We start from the raw sequence: 16,664 nt of genomic DNA on the forward strand, positions 1-16,664 counted from the left end.
CTGAAACTGCCTACACTTGAGCCCAGCACGCGGGTAAAAACCTCGTTTACGGCTGAATTTCCACCGTTGAGTTTTTTGCTGCAAAATATGTAGAAATTTCAACGTGAAATCGTTTTACTTCTCTCACAATTTTAAGTCAGGACGCGTATGTCAAACAGTGCGATGAGCGTGGTTATCCTTGCCGCTGGCAAAGGGACCCGCATGTATTCCGACCTCCCGAAGGTGCTGCACACCCTCGCCGGTAAACCAATGGTTCAGCATGTTATTGATGCGGCTAAAAATTTAGGCGCACAGCAGGTGCATCTGGTCTATGGCCACGGCGGCGATCTGCTGAAGCAGACCCTTAATGATAGTTCCCTGAGCTGGGTTTTACAGGCGGAGCAATTGGGTACCGGCCACGCCATGCAGCAGGCCGCGCCATTCTTCGCGGACGACGAAGACATCCTGATGCTGTACGGCGACGTGCCGCTGATCTCGGTTGAGACGCTACAGCGCCTGCGTGAAGCAAAACCGCAGGGCGGCATTGGCCTGTTAACCGTGAAGCTGGAAGATCCCACCGGCTATGGCCGTATCGCCCGAGAGAACGGCACCGTTATCGGGATTGTGGAGCACAAAGACGCAACCGATGAGCAGCGCAAAATCAATGAGATCAACACCGGCATTTTGATTGCCAACGGTGCGGATATGAAACGCTGGCTGGGCAAGCTTGATAACAACAACGCCCAGGGCGAGTTCTACATCACCGATATCATCGCTCTGGCGCACCAGGAAGGCCGTGAAATCACCGCGGTGCATCCCGATCGCCTTAGCGAAGTGGAGGGCGTGAACAACCGCCTGCAGCTCTCTCGTCTGGAGCGCGTCTATCAGACCGAGCAGGCTGACAGGCTGCTGCTGGCGGGCGTGATGCTGCGTGACCCGCAGCGTTTCGACCTGCGCGGCTCACTGAGCCACGGGCGTGATGTCGAAATCGATACTAATGTGATTATTGAAGGCAACGTCACGCTGGGCCACCGAGTAAAAATCGCCACCGGCTGCGTGCTGAAGAACTGCGTTATCGGTGACGACTGCGAAATCAGCGCTTATACCGTAGTTGAAGATGCCACCCTGGCCGCTGCCTGCACAATTGGTCCTTTCACGCGCCTGCGTCCCGGTGCTGAATTGGCTGAAGGGGCGCACGTTGGCAACTTCGTCGAAATGAAAAAAACGCGTCTGGGTAAAGGCTCCAAAGCAGGGCACCTGAGCTATTTAGGTGATGCAGATATTGGCGACAACGTGAATATCGGTGCGGGCACTATCACCTGTAACTATGACGGCGCGAACAAGCACAAAACCATTATTGGTGACGACGTGTTTGTCGGTTCCGACACACAGCTGGTGGCCCCGGTGACCGTGGGGAACGGCGTAACTATCGGTGCTGGAACCACGGTTACCCGCAACGTTGCCGAAAACGAGCTGGTCATCAGCCGCGTTAAGCAGACCCATATTCAGGGCTGGCAGCGTCCAGTGAAGAAGAAGTAGTTTCCAGTCTGTGGTGGATGGCGCTTCGCTTATCCACCCTGCATGCAGGACCGAGTAAAACTGGGGTGAAGGTTGTTCTCGAAAACAGCCCGCCCCGCAGCAGTACCAAAACTATAACCCCACTCTCTACAAGGCTCGGGGCCCCGTAAATCGGGAAATACAGGTCAGCGACAACACATGGCGAAATCGCCATTATCAGGAAATAACGACTATGTGTGGAATTGTTGGCGCGGTCGCGCAACGTGATATCGCTGAAATCCTTCTCGAAGGACTACGCCGTCTGGAATACCGCGGTTATGACTCCGCGGGTCTGGCAGTTGTCGACGAGCAGGGTCATATGACCCGTCTGCGTCGTCTGGGAAAAGTACAAAAGCTGGCGGAAGCCGCAGAAGAAACCGCGCTACATGGCGGGACCGGGATCGCACACACCCGCTGGGCGACTCATGGCGAACCTTCCGAAGTAAACGCTCACCCGCATGTGTCCGAACATATTGCGGTGGTTCACAACGGCATCATCGAAAACTACGAGCCGCTGCGCGTCTCTTTGCAGAAGCGCGGGTATACCTTCGTTTCCCAGACCGATACCGAAGTGATTGCTCACTTAGTACACTGGGAGCTGGAGCAGGGCGGCACGCTGCGTGAAGCCGTATTACGCGCTATCCCTCAGCTGCGCGGCGCCTACGGCACGGTTATCATGGACACCCGCAACCCGGGCGTACTGCTGGCTGCCCGTTCCGGTAGCCCGATGGTTATCGGTCTCGGCATGGGCGAGAACTTTATCGCCTCCGATCAGCTGGCGCTGCTGCCGGTGACCCGCCGCTTCATCTTCCTGGAAGAAGGCGATATTGCGGAAGTGACCCGTCGTTCCGTCAACATTTTCAATACCAAAGGCGAGGCGGTTAATCGCCCGGACATCGAATCTAATTTGCAGTATGACGCGGGTGACAAAGGCATCTACCGTCACTACATGCAAAAAGAGATCTACGAGCAGCCGAACGCCATCAAAAATACCCTGGCCGGCCGTATCAGCCACGGCGAAGTGGATTTGACCGAGCTTGGTCCGCAAGCGAACGAGATGCTGTCGCAGGTGGAACACATCCAGATCGTGGCCTGCGGCACCTCTTATAACTCCGGCATGGTTTCCCGCTACTGGTTTGAAGCCCTGGCCGGTGTGCCTTGCGACGTAGAGATCGCTTCCGAATTCCGCTATCGCAAATCCGCGGTGCGCCGCAACAGCCTGATGATCACCCTTTCTCAGTCAGGTGAAACGGCGGATACCCTGGCGGCGCTTCGCCTGTCCAAAGAGCTGGGCTATCTGGGATCGCTGGCGGTCTGTAACGTCCCTGGCTCATCGCTGGTGCGGGAATCCGATCTGTCTTTGATGACCAATGCGGGCACCGAGATTGGCGTTGCTTCTACCAAGGCGTTCACCACTCAGTTAACCGTTCTGCTGATGCTGGTGGCTAAGCTGAGCCGCCTGAAGGGCGCTGACGCGCAGGTTGAGCACGATATCGTGCACGGCTTACAGGCGCTGCCAAGCCGCATCGAGCAGATGCTCTCCCAGGACAAACGCATTGAGGCGCTGGCGGAAGATTTTTCCGACAAGCATCATGCGCTGTTCCTCGGCCGTGGCGATCAGTACCCGATCGCCATGGAAGGTGCGCTGAAGCTCAAAGAGATCTCTTATATTCACGCTGAAGCGTACGCGGCGGGCGAACTTAAGCACGGCCCGCTGGCGTTAATCGATGCGGATATGCCGGTCATCGTTGTGGCACCAAACAACGAACTGCTGGAAAAACTGAAGTCCAACATCGAAGAAGTGCGCGCCCGCGGCGGCCAGCTATATGTCTTCGCCGATCGGGACGCAGGTTTCACCAGCAGCGACAACATGCACATCATCGAGATGCCACACGTGGAAGAAGTTATTGCCCCAATCTTCTACACCGTGCCGCTGCAGCTGTTGTCTTATCACGTTGCGCTGATTAAGGGCACCGATGTGGATCAGCCGCGTAACCTGGCAAAATCGGTTACCGTTGAGTAATCTACTGTCATAAAGATGTTTCAGAAGCTGCCTGCGGGCAGCTTTTTTATTTCTATCAAACCAACTGATTTTTAATGCTTTTTAATTCAAATTTCGCTTAAGCGTCATGCCCGGAACTGCCTGTCATAAAACTGTCATAATTCGTACATTTATCTGTCACCAAACTGTCCTATTTTCTACCCTGCAACGACTTAACAACGAATGACGTTTATCACCTCTGCAGGAGACATTATGAAAGTTATGCGTACCACCGTCGCAACTGTTGTCGCCGCGACCTTATCCCTGAGCGCTTTCGGCGTTAACGCTGCCGCAAGCCTGACCGGTGCCGGTGCAACCTTCCCTGCGCCGGTGTATGCCAAATGGGCAGATACCTACAATAAAGCAACGGGTAATAAAGTGAATTACCAGGGTATTGGCTCCTCCGGTGGCGTTAAACAAATTATTGCTAATACCGTGGATTTCGGCGCTTCTGATGCCCCACTGGCTGATGACAAGCTGGCGCAGGAAGGCCTGTTCCAGTTCCCGACCGTGATCGGCGGTGTTGTTCTGGCGGTTAACCTGCCGGGCGTGAAATCCGGCGAGCTGGTGCTTGACGGTAAAACGCTGGGTGATATCTACCTCGGCAAAATTAAAAAATGGGATGATGCGGCAATCGCTAAGCTCAACCCTGGCATGAAACTGCCGCAGCAGAACATCGCCGTTGTGCGCCGTGCTGACGGTTCCGGCACTTCCTTCGTTTTCACCAGCTACCTGGCGAAAGTGAACGAAGAGTGGAAATCTAAGGTGGGCGCTGGCTCTACCGTAAACTGGCCGACCGGCCTTGGCGGTAAAGGCAACGACGGCATCGCGGCGTTCGTGCAGCGTCTGCCTGGCTCAATCGGCTACGTTGAGTATGCTTATGCTAAGCAGAACAACCTCGCCTATACCAAGCTGGTTTCTGCGGACGGTAAGCCGGTAGCACCTTCAGAAGAAAACTTTGCTAACGCGGCGAAAGGCGCGGACTGGAGCAAATCTTTCGCTCAGGATCTGACTAACCAGAAAGGTGCTGAGGCGTGGCCAATCACCTCCACCACCTTCATCCTGATCCACAAAGAGCAGAAGAATCCTGAGCAGGGTGCCGAAGTGCTGAAGTTCTTCGACTGGGCATACAAAGACGGTGCCAAACAGGCGAACGACCTGGATTACGCTTCCCTGCCGGATGCCGTGGTTGAGCAGGTTCGCGCTGCATGGAAAACCAACGTGAAAGACAGCTCCGGTAAGGCGCTGTACTAAATGAAAAAACCCGGTGTAAAGGTTATCTTACTCCGGGTAAACCTAATCAGATAAAGAGTAAGCTATGGCGGTAAGTAAGCCGACGTTCAAAGCGCCGGGCAAGCAAGGCGATATGGTATTCAGCGCGCTGGTAAGACTGGCTGCGCTGATTGTGCTATTGCTGCTGGGCGGCATTATCATCTCCCTGATTATCTCCTCATGGCCGAGCATCCAGAAGTTTGGCTTCTCGTTCCTGTGGACCAAAGAGTGGGATGCTCCTAACGATATCTATGGTGCGCTGGTGCCGATTTACGGCACACTGGTCACCTCGTTCATTGCGCTGCTGATTGCCGTGCCGGTGAGCTTTGGGATCGCCCTGTTTCTGACCGAGCTGGCCCCGGGCTGGCTGCGTCGCCCGTTAGGCATCGCCATTGAGCTGTTAGCCGCCATCCCGAGTATCGTGTACGGCATGTGGGGCCTGTTTATCTTTGCGCCGCTGTTTGCGACTTATTTCCAGGAGCCGGTGGGCAATATCCTCTCTTCAGTGCCGATTGTTGGCGCGCTGTTCTCCGGCCCGGCGTTCGGTATCGGTATTCTCGCTGCGGGCGTGATCCTGGCCATCATGATTATTCCGTACATCGCCTCCGTGATGCGCGATGTGTTCGAACAAACGCCGGTGATGATGAAAGAGTCGGCCTACGGCATCGGCTGCACCACCTGGGAAGTTATCTGGCGAATCGTTCTGCCGTTCACCAAAAATGGTGTGATCGGCGGTGTGATGCTCGGCCTTGGCCGCGCGCTGGGTGAAACCATGGCGGTGACTTTTATCATCGGTAACACCTACCAGCTCGACAGCGCCTCGCTGTACATGCCGGGCAACAGCATTACCTCTGCCCTGGCCAACGAGTTTGCCGAAGCGGAATCCGGCCTGCATACCGCAGCTCTGATGGAGCTTGGCCTTATCCTGTTTGTTATTACCTTTATCGTGCTGGCGATCTCTAAGTTCATGATCATGCGCCTGGCGAAGAACGAGGGGACGCGTTCATGACCACCATGGAAATGCAATCTGACGCAAAGCTTGCTGAATCCCGCCGCAAGATGCAGGCTAAGCGCCGCATGAAAAACCGCATCGCCCTGACTCTCTCTATGGGCACCATGGCGTTCGGTCTGTTCTGGCTGGTGTGGATCCTGTTCTCAACGGTGACCCGCGGCATCGACGGTATGTCGATTGCCCTGTTTACCGAAATGACGCCTCCGCCAAATACGGCCGGTGGCGGTCTGGCAAACGCCCTGGCGGGCAGCGGCCTGTTGATTCTGTGGGCGACGGTATTCGGTACGCCGCTCGGCATTCTGGCCGGGATTTATCTGGCGGAGTACGGCCGAAAATCATGGCTGGCGGAAGTTATCCGTTTTATTAACGATATTCTGCTTTCCGCACCGTCCATCGTGGTCGGCCTGTTCGTTTACACCGTGGTGGTCGCGAAGATGCAACACTTCTCCGGCTGGGCCGGGGTGATAGCACTTGCGCTGCTGCAAATCCCGATTGTGATTCGCACTACTGAAAACATGATGAAACTGGTGCCGGACAGCCTGCGTGAAGCGGCCTACGCGCTGGGCACGCCAAAATGGAAAATGATTTCTGCTATTACGCTCAAAGCCTCCGTTTCCGGGATTATCACCGGGGTGCTGCTGGCCATTGCGCGTATCGCAGGTGAAACCGCGCCGCTGCTGTTCACGTCCCTCTCCAACCAGTTCTGGAGCACAGATATGATGCAGCCGATAGCCAACCTGCCGGTAACCATATTCAAATTCGCCATGAGCCCGTTTGCCGAATGGCAGCAGCTGGCCTGGGCCGGGGTACTGATTATTACCCTTTGCGTGCTGTTGCTGAACATTCTTGCACGCGTGATTTTCTCGAAGAGTAAACACGGTTAAATTTTACGGCGCGGCAAAGGCGGCGCCGGACGGAGATAAAGAAACAGATGAGTATGGTTGATACTGCCTCGGGCAAAATTCAGGTTCGCGATTTGAATTTCTTTTATGGCAAGTTCCACGCCCTGAAAAACATCAATCTGGATATCGCAAAGAACCAGGTTACCGCGTTCATTGGGCCGTCAGGCTGTGGTAAATCCACCCTGCTGCGTACGTTTAACAAAATGTACTCCCTCTATCCGGATCAGCGCGCCGAAGGCGAAATCCTGCTGGACGGGGAAAACATTCTGACCCACAGCCAGGATATCGCCCTGCTGCGTGCGAAGGTAGGCATGGTCTTCCAGAAGCCAACGCCGTTCCCAATGTCGATTTATGACAATATTGCCTTTGGCGTGCGCCTGTTCGAGAAGCTGTCGCGCAGCGATATGGACGAGCGCGTACAGTGGGCGCTGACCAAGGCCGCGCTGTGGAACGAAACCAAAGATAAGCTGCACCAGAGCGGCTACAGCCTCTCCGGCGGCCAGCAGCAGCGTCTGTGCATCGCCCGTGGTATCGCGATTCGCCCTGATGTTCTGCTGCTTGATGAGCCGTGTTCCGCGCTGGACCCGATCTCTACCGGGCGTATCGAAGAGCTGATCACCGAGCTGAAACAGGATTACACCGTGGTTATCGTTACCCACAACATGCAGCAGGCGGCGCGTTGCTCCGACCACACGGCGTTTATGTACCTGGGCGAGCTGATTGAGTTCAGCGAAACCGACACGCTGTTCACCACGCCTGCGAAAAAGCAGACTGAAGACTACATCACTGGCCGTTACGGTTGATTTGGAGCACGCAATGGACAATCTGAATCTCAACAAACACATTTCCGGTCAGTTTAACGCTGAGCTGGAATACATTCGCACTCAGGTGATGACCATGGGCGGGCTGGTGGAACAGCAGCTCTCCGATGCGATTACCGCGATGCACAATCAGGACAGCGAGCTGGCGAAGCAGGTCATCGAAGGCGACCAGAAGGTCAACATGATGGAAGTGGCGATCGATGAAGCCTGCGTGCGCATCATCGCCAAGCGTCAGCCTACCGCCAGCGACCTGCGCCTGGTGATGGCGATCATCAAGACTATCTCCGAGCTGGAACGCATCGGTGACGTGGCGGACAAAATCTGCCGCACGGCGCTGGAGAAGTTTTCCCAGCAGCATCAGCCGCTGCTGGTGAGCCTGGAATCGCTGGGTCGCCACACGGTGCAGATGCTGCACGACGTGCTGGACGCGTTTGCGCGTATGGATCTGGACGAAGCGGTGCGCATCTACCGCGAAGACAAGAAAGTTGACCAGGAATATGAAGGCATCGTGCGCCAGCTGATGACCTACATGATGGAAGATACGCGTACCATCCCAAGCGTGCTCACCGCGCTGTTCTGCGCCCGCTCCATCGAGCGTATCGGCGACCGCTGCCAGAACATCTGCGAGTTCATCTTCTACTTCGTGAAGGGACAGGACTTCCGCCACGTGGGCGGCGATGAGCTGGACAAGCTGCTGGCGGGCAAAGATCCGAAAGAGTGATTTTTATCGGCGGCTGAAATATGTAAGGCCGGATGAGCGTCAGCGCCATCCGGCTTTTTTTATCGGGTGATATCCCAGCCCCGGGCATGCCAGAGTGCCGGCAGCTGTGCCAAATCCGTAAATGTCGTGACTTTTGGATGAACGATCGGCTTGTTGTGCGGATCGGCGCAGAAATAGAAGACCTCCATGCCTGCCGCAACGCCCGATTGCGCACCCGCCATAGAATCGTCCACCAGCACGCAGTTTTTGACCTCCACGCCCATTGCATCAGCCGCGTGGAACATTAGCGCCGGGTCTGGCTTCCAGCGCTGAATATCGTAGCCGCTGTAGAGCCTGTCCGGGAAAGCGTCGAGCATGCCGGTTCTGCCCAGCGAGTGCTGCATTTTGCTGACCGGCCCGTTGGAAACGATACACATCGGCACTTTTACCCGCTCGATGAGTGCCTTCGCTCCTGAAATCTCCTGCAGTTCGCTATCAAACAGTCTTGCGACTTCCGCGCGGTAAATCGGCTCAAGCTCGGTTTTATCCAGGCTTATGTCATACCGCTGGCTTATGGTGTCGATTATTTCGTAGAGCTTCACGCCCTTGAACGTCTTAAAGACCTCTTCGAGCGCAAGTTCGATGCCGTATTGCGCAAACATATGTACGTAGGCTCTGGAGCAAATTACTTCACTGTCGACCAGGGTGCCGTCGCAGTCAAAGAACACCGCATCTATCCGGGACATGCCGCTTCCTTTTCAAAAAGTGAAGGACCATCTTACCCAATTTGCGCAATTAATGCGGTACGCAATCGTTGCCGTATAAACAAACTGAATGAAAAAAAGTCCATTTCCACCATCAACATTTTGCCTTTTTGGTATAGGATAACGACGGATTTTTCCCTCTCAAGTTCGGAATCAAGACTCATGAGCCAACCACAATCTACTCCGGCTGCAAATCCGGGGCTGCTCGAGCGCGTGTTCAAACTGCGCGAACACGGCACCACGGTACGTACCGAAGCGATCGCCGGTCTTACAACCTTCCTGACGATGGTGTATATCGTTTTCGTCAACCCGCAGATCCTTGGTGCCGCCGGTATGGATACCCAGGCCGTATTCGTCACCACCTGTTTAATCGCCGCATTGGGTAGCATCCTGATGGGGATTTTTGCCAACCTGCCGGTGGCGCTTGCGCCCGCGATGGGTCTTAACGCCTTCTTTGCTTTTGTGGTTGTTGGCGCGATGGGTCTGTCATGGCAGGTCGGCATGGGGGCTATCTTCTGGGGTGCCGTTGGCCTGCTGCTGCTGACCCTCTTCCGCGTTCGTTACTGGATGATTGCCAATATCCCTGTCAGCCTGCGCGTGGGCATTACCAGCGGGATTGGTCTGTTTATCGGCATGATGGGGCTGAAAAATGCCGGCATCATCGTGGCTAACAAAGATACGCTGGTGAGCATCGGTAACCTGACTTCACACAGTGTGCTGCTGGGCGCGCTGGGCTTCTTTATCATCGCTATTCTGGCTTCTCGTAATATCCATGCCGCCGTGCTGGTTTCCATCGTGGTCACTACGCTGCTGGGCTGGATGCTGGGCGATGTGCACTACGGCGGCATTGTTTCTGCGCCGCCGGACGTGCTGTCCGTGGTCGGCCAGGTGGATTTAGCCGGTTCGCTGAACATTGGCCTGGCGGGTGTGATCTTCTCCTTTATGTTGGTTAACCTGTTTGACTCCTCCGGTACGCTGATTGGCGTAACGGATAAAGCCGGGCTGACGGACGACAAAGGCAAGTTTCCGCGCATGAAGCAGGCGCTGTATGTCGACAGCATCTCTTCCGTTGCCGGTGCTTTCATCGGCACCTCATCCGTTACCGCCTATATCGAAAGCTCCTCCGGCGTCTCCGTCGGTGGCCGCACCGGCCTTACCGCCGTAATCGTCGGTCTGCTGTTCCTGCTGGTCATCTTCCTGTCGCCGCTGGCGGGAATGGTTCCGGCCTATGCCGCCGCGGGCGCGCTGATTTACGTTGGCGTACTGATGACGTCCAGCCTGTCGCGCGTGAAGTGGGACGACCTGACCGAAGCCGTTCCGGCCTTTGTCACGGCGGTTATGATGCCGTTCAGCTTCTCGATTACCGAAGGCATCGCGCTGGGCTTTATCTCTTACCTGGTGATGAAGCTGGGGACGGGGCGCTGGCGTGAACTCAGCCCGTGCGTGATCGTGGTGGCGCTGCTGTTCATCCTGAAGATTGCTTTTATCGACTGAGTTAGCTCGGCTGCGCCGGGAGACGTTACGCTTTACGGACCTACAAAAGACCGGTTATTGCGACCGGTCTTTTTTATCAGTTAGTTTTTTACGCGCCTGATATAGTCGCCAAATGACGTTAACTGCCCGGTAAGATGATCTAACGTGCTCTGATCAACCACTTCACCCGTCTGCGTGTCTACCTTGTTCTGAATGACCCCGCCCATAAACTCCGGTTTGTTCATCACCATCGCATCCAGGAATACCAGGATCTGGCGGAGGTGATACTGGCAGCGCGCGCCGCCAATCGCCCCCATTGAACTGGTCTGGATAAGAACAGGTTTGCCCGCCAGCGGCTGCTCGGGCAGGCGTGACAGCCAGTCAATAGCGTTCTTCAGGCCGCCGGGCACCGAATAGTTATATTCCGGGGTGACAATAACCACGCCGTCCGCGCTGCGGATCTGCTCTGCGATGGCTTCTACCGTTTGCGGGAAGCCTTCTTCCTGCTGCATATCCGCATCGTAAAGGGGGATATCTTTGATGGACGGCAGCGCCTCAACGCTCATCCCCGCCGGGGCAATTTTCGGCAGCGTGCGGGCGACTATGGCGTTGAAAGAGCCCGTGCGCAGGCTCCCCAGTAAGGTAACTATCTTTAACGAGTCGGACATAAACACTCCTTTGGTCAGGACGTTCAGGAAAGGTCGGTTTGGTAATAATGTTTTTCGTAAGGCAGGCTGGTAAAACGTATGATATGACCGTCAGGATCGCTGCGGCGGGCCTGAACGTCCTTCAGGCTATGCCAGCCCTCGAGATGATCGTACTCCCACAATGATAGTCGCTCGACGGCGGGTGATACCGCGCAGGCCCAGACCAGAATATCCTCTACGTCGCTGATGGCCTCAATCTGCGTCTGGTGCTTCACGCGTAAACGCCCTGCGCCAGGGAGTAGTTGAAGTTCATCGTCGCTACCGGTGAGCTTATAAATGCTCTGGCGCAGGGTGCGCAGCTGAGCGCGGGCTTCGTAGGGATCGTTCTGGTTGTTTACCCAAGTGGTTTCATTATTGCTGAACGGGATGGCGGCGGTTTGCCCCGTCATCCGGCCAAACGGGCGCAGCTCCATGTCCAGCCCGCAGCGGCCTTCCGTCGTCACCGCCACGCCCACGCTGTTGCCTGCATAGGCGATGCTGAAATCAGACAGCGTGCGGTCAGCAAAGTGAGGGCGACCGGTAACGGTGGTGACAATTTTCGGCAGCTTCTGAATACCGTATAGCATGAAAAACAGCTCGGCCAGCAGCGTGCGTGAGGCCAGAAAACGGGTTTTTCGGCGTTCAGAAAGGGTGCCTGCAAAGCTGAGGCTGTCCTCATCGAGATGCGATGAACAAGGGAGTCGGGGATCAATTGTCCATCTTGCAAAATGCGTTGCCATTTGTCGCTCCGTGATAATGGTCATTGGGACATCTTTATCGATTGTAGGGTTTTTCTGCCCCAAACGCACGACCCCGGACCGCTAAAAACGGTTAATACGTGATCAATTCATTGTTTTGATGAATGTTTAAGGTGTAGTACGGCTAACTAGTTAAATTAGAACGAAAAAAATCCCGCGCGGCGAAAACCGAGCGGGAGACTAAAAAGTGAGCACCTACTTACTTTGCGTTTATTTGCCGATGCAGAAGCTGGAGAAGATGCGGCCCAGCAGATCGTCAGAGGTGAACTCGCCGGTGATTTCGCTCAGGCATTGCTGCGACAGGCGCAGCTCTTCAGCCAGCAGTTCTCCGGCCCATGCGCCCAGCAGCTGGGCTTTACCCTGCTGCAGGTGCGTAGCGGCCTCTTCCAGCGCCTGGAGATGGCGACGGCGCGCCAGGAAGCCACCTTCCATATTGGTGTCGAAGCCCATACTCTGTTTAAGATGCTCGCGTAATATCTCAATGCCTTCACCGGTACGCGCGGAGAGGCGAACAAGTGAGTGACCGTTCACATCACTCATGCCCAGCATCTCACCAGTAACGTCCGCTTTGTTGCGCACCACGGTGATCGGCAGACGCTCGGGCAGACGGGCGATAAAGTCTGGCCAGATTGCCGCCGGGTCCGTTGCGTCTGTCGTTGTGCCATCAACCATAAACAGCACCCGGTCGGCCTGTTCAATCTCATTCCACGCACGTTCGATACCGATACGCTCTACTTCGTCGCTTGCTTCGCGCAGCCCGGCTGTATCAATAATATGCAACGGCATTCCGTCGATGTGGATATGCTCACGCAGCACGTCCCGCGTGGTGCCCGCGATATCCGTCACGATGGCAGCTTCGCGTCCCGCCAGCGCGTTCAGCAGGCTGGATTTACCGGCGTTAGGCCGACCGGCGATAACGACCTTCATCCCTTCACGCAGCAGACTACCCTGTCGCGCTTCGGCGCGCACGGCGTCTAGATCGTTTATCACCTGATTAAGCTGCGCTTCGATTTTGCCGTCGGACAGAAAATCGATCTCCTCATCCGGGAAATCAATCGCTGCCTCAACGTAAATACGCAGGTGGGTCAGCGCCTCAACCAGATGGTTTACGCGGGCAGAAAACGCCCCCTGCAAAGAGTTAAGCGCCGAGCGGGCGGCTTGCTCTGAGCTGGCATCGATCAGGTCAGCGATAGCCTCCGCCTGCGCCAGGTCGAGCTTATCGTTCAGAAATGCTCGTTCAGAGAATTCACCGGGCCTTGCGATACGTACGCCGGGAATAGCCAGAATGCGCTTTAACAGCAGATCGAGGATAACCGGGCCGCCGTGGCCCTGAAGTTCCAGCACGTCTTCACCGGTAAAGGAATTCGGCCCCGGGAACCACAGGGCAATGCCCTGATCCAGCGTGCTGTCGTCTGCATCGCGGAACGGCAGGTAATCGGCGTAGCGTGGCTTTGGTAGCTTGCCCAGCAGCGCCTGCGCAACATCGCGAGCAAGCAGGCCTGAGACGCGCAGGATCCCGACTCCACCACGTCCCGGCGGTGTCGCCTGGGCAACGATTGTCTCGTTATGGCTCATTATTTTCCCTTTCGAGATGGCTGGTGGAAAACGCTTCGCTTATCCACCCGACGAAAAAAAGAAGGCGGTCAATTGACCGCCTTCCGTGTGCTTGAGCTTAAATGCTATCAGGTCTTTTTCTTGTCGCGGCTGTGTAAGCCACGTTTTTCCAGACCGCGATAGATCAGCTGCTGCTGAATGATGGTCACCGTGTTACTCACGATATAGTACAGCACCAGGCCGGACGGGAACCACAGGAAGAACACCGTGAAGATGACCGGCATAAAGGTCATGATCTTCTGCTGCATCGGGTCGGTCACTGTAGTTGGCGACATCTTCTGAATGAAGAACATCGTCAGGCCCATCAGGATCGGCAGGATGTAGTACGGGTCCTGCGCCGACAGGTCATGGATCCACAGGGCGAACGGCGCGTGGCGCAGCTCAACGGAACCCATCAGCATGTAGTACAGCGCCAGGAAGATTGGCATCTGGATAACCAGCGGCAGACAGCCACCCAGCGGGTTGACCTTCTCTGCCTTGTACAGCGCCATCATTTCCTGACTCTGGCGCTGCTTATCGTCACCAATACGCTCACGCATTGCGGCCAGCTTCGGTTGCAGCATGCGCATTTTCGCCATGGAGGTGTACTGCGCTTTGGTCAGCGGGTACATGATGCCACGAACGATAAAGGTGATAACGATAATGGAGAAGCCCCAGTTACCGATAAAGCTGTGGATAAACTTCAGCAGTTTGAACAGCGGCTGAGAGATGAACCACAGCCAGCCGTAATCCACCGTCAGGTCAAGGTGAGGCGCAACCGCGGCCATCTTGTCCTGAATTTCCGGGCCGACCCACAGCGTGCTACCCAGCTGTGCGGTTGTACCTGGCTGAACCAGCTGCGGTGCGGATTTATAACCAATCGCCGCCACGTCGTTGTTCAGTTTGGTGGTATAGAAGTTGTTGGTGCCCTGATTACCCGGCACCCATGCGGTAGCAAAATACTGCTGCAGCATCGCCACCCAACCGTTGCTGGCGTTGACGTTCAGGTTCTCACCGTCAGAGATTTTATCGAATTTATACTTTTCGTATTTCTCGTCAGGAGTGGAGTACGCAGCACCGCGGAAGGTGTGCAGCGCAAAATTGCTGCTACCGGTATCGCGGTGGGATGGCAGATTGATGGACTGCTTCAACTGGCCGAAGGTCGCAATCTCAAGCGGCTTCTCACCGGCGTTTTTCACGTTGTAGTTCACGCCAACCGCGAACTCGCCGCGTTTAAGGGTGAAGGACTTGGTGAAGACGTTGCCTGCCGCGTCGGTATAGGTCATCGGGATAACCAGCTCGTTCTGGCCTTCAGCCATCACGAAGGTGTCTTTATCCGTGTTATACAGCGGACGAGCACCGTTAGCCGGATTATCCGGGCCATCACGACCAGTCAGACCACTTTGTGCCTGATAGATAAACTCTGGCGTGGTTTCCAGTAGCTGGAACGGCTCGGTAGACTTGAGCTCTTTCGGGTAAGTTAACAGCTGGGCCTGTTCAACATCGCCACCGCGGGTGTTGATGGAGAGTTCCAGGACATCAGTCTTAACGGTGATGATTTTTCCCTGGCCACTGGCCGGCACACCCTGGCTTGCGGCGGCACTACCCGTTGCGGTGGTCGTAGTCTGCGTGGTCTGTTGTGCCTGAGGTTGAGGAGCGTGGTCTTGCTCCCAGGCTTGCCAGATCATGAAAGACACGAACAACAAAGCGATGAGAAAGAGATTGCGTTGCGAATCCATCGTTAGTGTTCTCTGGTATCAATTGGTCCAGGTGGGACGGGATCGTCTCCACCGGGGTTTAAAGGGTGGCATTTTAATACGCGTTTCACTGTCAACCAACTGCCTTTTAGCACCCCAAACCTGCGCAATGCCTCAATTCCGTAGTGAGAACAGGTGGGATTGAAACGGCAATGCGGCCCAAGGAGCGGGCTGATGAAGCGCTGATAACCCCGAATCAGGGTTATCAGGAGCCTTGAGACAGGCGACAGTGACGGCGCCATAACTTTTCCAATGCTTCCGATAAAGCCCGGTTATCCAGGTCACCCACACCTTTCTTAGCCACTACCACGAAGTCCATTGCTGGCAATTCGTGCTGACGTAAACGAAAGCTTTCCCGCGTCAGACGTTTAATCCGATTGCGTTCATGCGCGCGTTTGACATTTTTTTTAGCGACTGTAAGACCGATGCGGGGATGCCCCAGCGAATTCAGGCGGCCGAGGATGGTGATTTGCGGCGTGCCAGCTCTTTGCGGCTGCTGGAAGACGAACGTGAAATGATTGGGAGTTAACAAGCGTAACTCCCTGGGAAAAGCTAGCTTAACCACTCAGGGGTTAGCTTTTATTACTTAGAAACGGTCAGACGAGAACGGCCTTTAGCACGACGACGTGCCAGAACCTGACGACCATTTTTAGTAGCCATACGAGCACGGAAGCCGTGTGAACGGTTGCGCTTCAGTACGGACGGTTGAAAAGTGCGTTTCATGGCGATTTCTACCTAAACTTGGATAAATTTCACTGGGTTAGCATAACGCCCCGCAGAAACTGCAGTGACTTACGCCTCAGTGTGGCTGATTAAAGAGGCCGGATTGTAATAATTGTACACTCCGGAGTCAATTCTCTTTCCTTAATTCCCGCGCCTGACTTCCTCTTCCGACCCTGAAAACGACCAAGATCTGCAAGACAAGCACTGTGACGAAATGCGACGGGTGGGGAATTATACGGCCTCCCCATCAAAGCGCAAGGATCCTCGGGGATCTTCGTTAGATCTCTTCCGTCATTTTTGTGCATTCGTCATTAAATTTTCCAATATGAGAGGGGAAGTCGCAGCAGGCGCGCCAGGATCGATTACACTTAAGCGGCTTTAAACTACCCTGTGGATAAATCGGGAAGAAACTGTGAGAAACAGAAGATCTCTGCCGCACTTTAGGCTATGATCCGCGGTCCCGATCGTGATCCAGAGATCGACCACATCAGGGTAAACCGCAGATAGCGGTTCGCACGCTTCCCGTACCGGGATCCCATTGGGGAGAGTCGGCGTGTGTCAACAATCATGAATGTAAAACTTTCAGTCTTCGTCTTTTTATCGACTTTGTTCGAGTGGAGTCCGCC

General features: G+C 55.2%; 16 protein-coding genes. 8 read left to right on the forward strand and 8 right to left on the reverse strand.

What is annotated here, in order from left to right; translation table 11 throughout:
- Positions 1-147 precede the first annotated feature (147 nt).
- From glmU to phoU, 7 genes are all read left to right on the forward strand, one after another.
- Positions 148-1,518, forward strand: a complete 1,371-nt coding sequence (glmU, locus tag ACA108_22110) for a bifunctional UDP-N-acetylglucosamine diphosphorylase/glucosamine-1-phosphate N-acetyltransferase GlmU (protein XEX95959.1) — start codon at positions 148-150, stop codon at positions 1,516-1,518.
- Positions 1,519-1,729: 211 nt separating this feature from the next.
- Positions 1,730-3,559 carry a glutamine--fructose-6-phosphate transaminase (isomerizing) gene (gene glmS, locus ACA108_22115; GenBank protein ID XEX95960.1) on the forward strand — a complete coding sequence of 610 codons (1,830 nt, stop codon included), beginning with the start codon at positions 1,730-1,732 and terminating at the stop codon, positions 3,557-3,559.
- A gap of 231 nt (positions 3,560-3,790) precedes the next feature.
- Positions 3,791-4,831 (forward strand): phosphate ABC transporter substrate-binding protein PstS, encoded by a 1,041-nt coding sequence (gene pstS / locus ACA108_22120; GenBank protein XEX95961.1) that lies wholly within the window; start codon positions 3,791-3,793, stop codon positions 4,829-4,831.
- A gap of 64 nt (positions 4,832-4,895) precedes the next feature.
- Complete coding sequence (gene pstC / locus ACA108_22125; protein XEX95962.1) at positions 4,896-5,858, forward strand: phosphate ABC transporter permease PstC; 963 nt, start codon at positions 4,896-4,898, stop codon at positions 5,856-5,858.
- Positions 5,855-6,745 carry a phosphate ABC transporter permease PstA gene (pstA, locus tag ACA108_22130; GenBank protein XEX95963.1) on the forward strand — a complete coding sequence of 297 codons (891 nt, stop codon included), beginning with the start codon at positions 5,855-5,857 and terminating at the stop codon, positions 6,743-6,745. The genes pstC and pstA overlap by 4 nt, the downstream gene beginning before the upstream one ends.
- A 47-nt stretch (positions 6,746-6,792) precedes the next feature.
- A complete protein-coding gene (pstB, locus tag ACA108_22135; GenBank protein XEX95964.1) occupies positions 6,793-7,566 on the forward strand; it encodes a phosphate ABC transporter ATP-binding protein PstB in 774 nt (257 codons plus the stop codon).
- Between the two features lie 13 nt (positions 7,567-7,579).
- Positions 7,580-8,305, forward strand: a complete 726-nt coding sequence (gene phoU / locus ACA108_22140) for a phosphate signaling complex protein PhoU (protein XEX95965.1) — start codon at positions 7,580-7,582, stop codon at positions 8,303-8,305.
- 59 nt (positions 8,306-8,364) lie between these two features.
- Here the strand turns inward: phoU and yieH are convergent, their stop codons facing one another.
- The gene (gene yieH / locus ACA108_22145; protein ID XEX95966.1) at positions 8,365-9,030 is read right to left on the reverse strand and encodes a 6-phosphogluconate phosphatase; all 666 of its coding nucleotides are present in this window, start codon (positions 9,028-9,030) and stop codon (positions 8,365-8,367) included.
- Positions 9,031-9,210: 180 nt separating this feature from the next.
- Between yieH and ACA108_22150 the strand changes: the two genes are divergently transcribed.
- Positions 9,211-10,542 carry an NCS2 family permease gene (locus ACA108_22150; GenBank protein XEX95967.1) on the forward strand — a complete coding sequence of 444 codons (1,332 nt, stop codon included), beginning with the start codon at positions 9,211-9,213 and terminating at the stop codon, positions 10,540-10,542.
- Between the two features lie 80 nt (positions 10,543-10,622).
- Here the strand turns inward: ACA108_22150 and ACA108_22155 are convergent, their stop codons facing one another.
- The 7 genes from ACA108_22155 to rpmH form a co-directional block, all read right to left on the reverse strand.
- Positions 10,623-11,207: an NADPH-dependent FMN reductase gene (locus tag ACA108_22155; GenBank protein ID XEX98185.1), complete on the reverse strand. Its 585-nt coding sequence runs from the start codon at positions 11,205-11,207 to the stop codon at positions 10,623-10,625.
- A 5-nt stretch (positions 11,208-11,212) separates the two neighbouring features.
- Positions 11,213-11,947, reverse strand: coding sequence for a 4'-phosphopantetheinyl transferase superfamily protein (locus ACA108_22160; protein ID XEX95968.1), 735 nt, complete (start codon positions 11,945-11,947; stop codon positions 11,213-11,215).
- Between the two features lie 228 nt (positions 11,948-12,175).
- Entirely contained in the window at positions 12,176-13,540 is a 1,365-nt protein-coding gene (mnmE, locus tag ACA108_22165) for a tRNA uridine-5-carboxymethylaminomethyl(34) synthesis GTPase MnmE (GenBank protein ID XEX95969.1), read from the reverse strand.
- Between the two features lie 107 nt (positions 13,541-13,647).
- Positions 13,648-15,297: a membrane protein insertase YidC gene (gene yidC, locus ACA108_22170; protein XEX95970.1), complete on the reverse strand. Its 1,650-nt coding sequence runs from the start codon at positions 15,295-15,297 to the stop codon at positions 13,648-13,650.
- Between the two features lie 2 nt (positions 15,298-15,299).
- A complete protein-coding gene (gene yidD / locus ACA108_22175) occupies positions 15,300-15,557 on the reverse strand; it encodes a membrane protein insertion efficiency factor YidD (protein ID XEX95971.1) in 258 nt (85 codons plus the stop codon).
- Positions 15,521-15,880 (reverse strand): ribonuclease P protein component, encoded by a 360-nt coding sequence (rnpA, locus tag ACA108_22180; protein XEX95972.1) that lies wholly within the window; start codon positions 15,878-15,880, stop codon positions 15,521-15,523. Before rnpA ends, yidD begins: the two co-directional genes overlap by 37 nt.
- Positions 15,881-15,897: 17 nt before the next feature.
- Positions 15,898-16,038: a 50S ribosomal protein L34 gene (rpmH, locus tag ACA108_22185; GenBank protein XEX95973.1), complete on the reverse strand. Its 141-nt coding sequence runs from the start codon at positions 16,036-16,038 to the stop codon at positions 15,898-15,900.
- Positions 16,039-16,664 lie beyond the last annotated feature (626 nt).

Source organism: Dryocola sp. LX212, assembly GCA_041504365.1.
Classification (GTDB): domain Bacteria; phylum Pseudomonadota; class Gammaproteobacteria; order Enterobacterales; family Enterobacteriaceae; genus Dryocola.

Bases quoted from the DNA above. Each gene is read 5' to 3' on its own strand.
- yieH (XEX95966.1), bottom strand. From the start codon at position 9,030: ATGTCCCGGATAGATGCGGTGTTCTTTGACTGCGACGGCACCCTGGTC.
- glmS (XEX95960.1), top strand. From the start codon at position 1,730: ATGTGTGGAATTGTTGGCGCGGTCGCGCAACGTGATATCGCTGAAATC.
- pstA (XEX95963.1), top strand. From the start codon at position 5,855: ATGACCACCATGGAAATGCAATCTGACGCAAAGCTTGCTGAATCCCGC.
- rpmH (XEX95973.1), bottom strand. From the start codon at position 16,038: ATGAAACGCACTTTTCAACCGTCCGTACTGAAGCGCAACCGTTCACAC.
- pstS (XEX95961.1), top strand. From the start codon at position 3,791: ATGAAAGTTATGCGTACCACCGTCGCAACTGTTGTCGCCGCGACCTTA.
- glmU (XEX95959.1), top strand. From the start codon at position 148: ATGTCAAACAGTGCGATGAGCGTGGTTATCCTTGCCGCTGGCAAAGGG.
- phoU (XEX95965.1), top strand. From the start codon at position 7,580: ATGGACAATCTGAATCTCAACAAACACATTTCCGGTCAGTTTAACGCT.
- pstB (XEX95964.1), top strand. From the start codon at position 6,793: ATGAGTATGGTTGATACTGCCTCGGGCAAAATTCAGGTTCGCGATTTG.
- yidC (XEX95970.1), bottom strand. From the start codon at position 15,297: ATGGATTCGCAACGCAATCTCTTTCTCATCGCTTTGTTGTTCGTGTCT.
- mnmE (XEX95969.1), bottom strand. From the start codon at position 13,540: ATGAGCCATAACGAGACAATCGTTGCCCAGGCGACACCGCCGGGACGT.
- yidD (XEX95971.1), bottom strand. From the start codon at position 15,557: ATGGCGCCGTCACTGTCGCCTGTCTCAAGGCTCCTGATAACCCTGATT.
- ACA108_22150 (XEX95967.1), top strand. From the start codon at position 9,211: ATGAGCCAACCACAATCTACTCCGGCTGCAAATCCGGGGCTGCTCGAG.
- pstC (XEX95962.1), top strand. From the start codon at position 4,896: ATGGCGGTAAGTAAGCCGACGTTCAAAGCGCCGGGCAAGCAAGGCGAT.
- ACA108_22160 (XEX95968.1), bottom strand. From the start codon at position 11,947: ATGGCAACGCATTTTGCAAGATGGACAATTGATCCCCGACTCCCTTGT.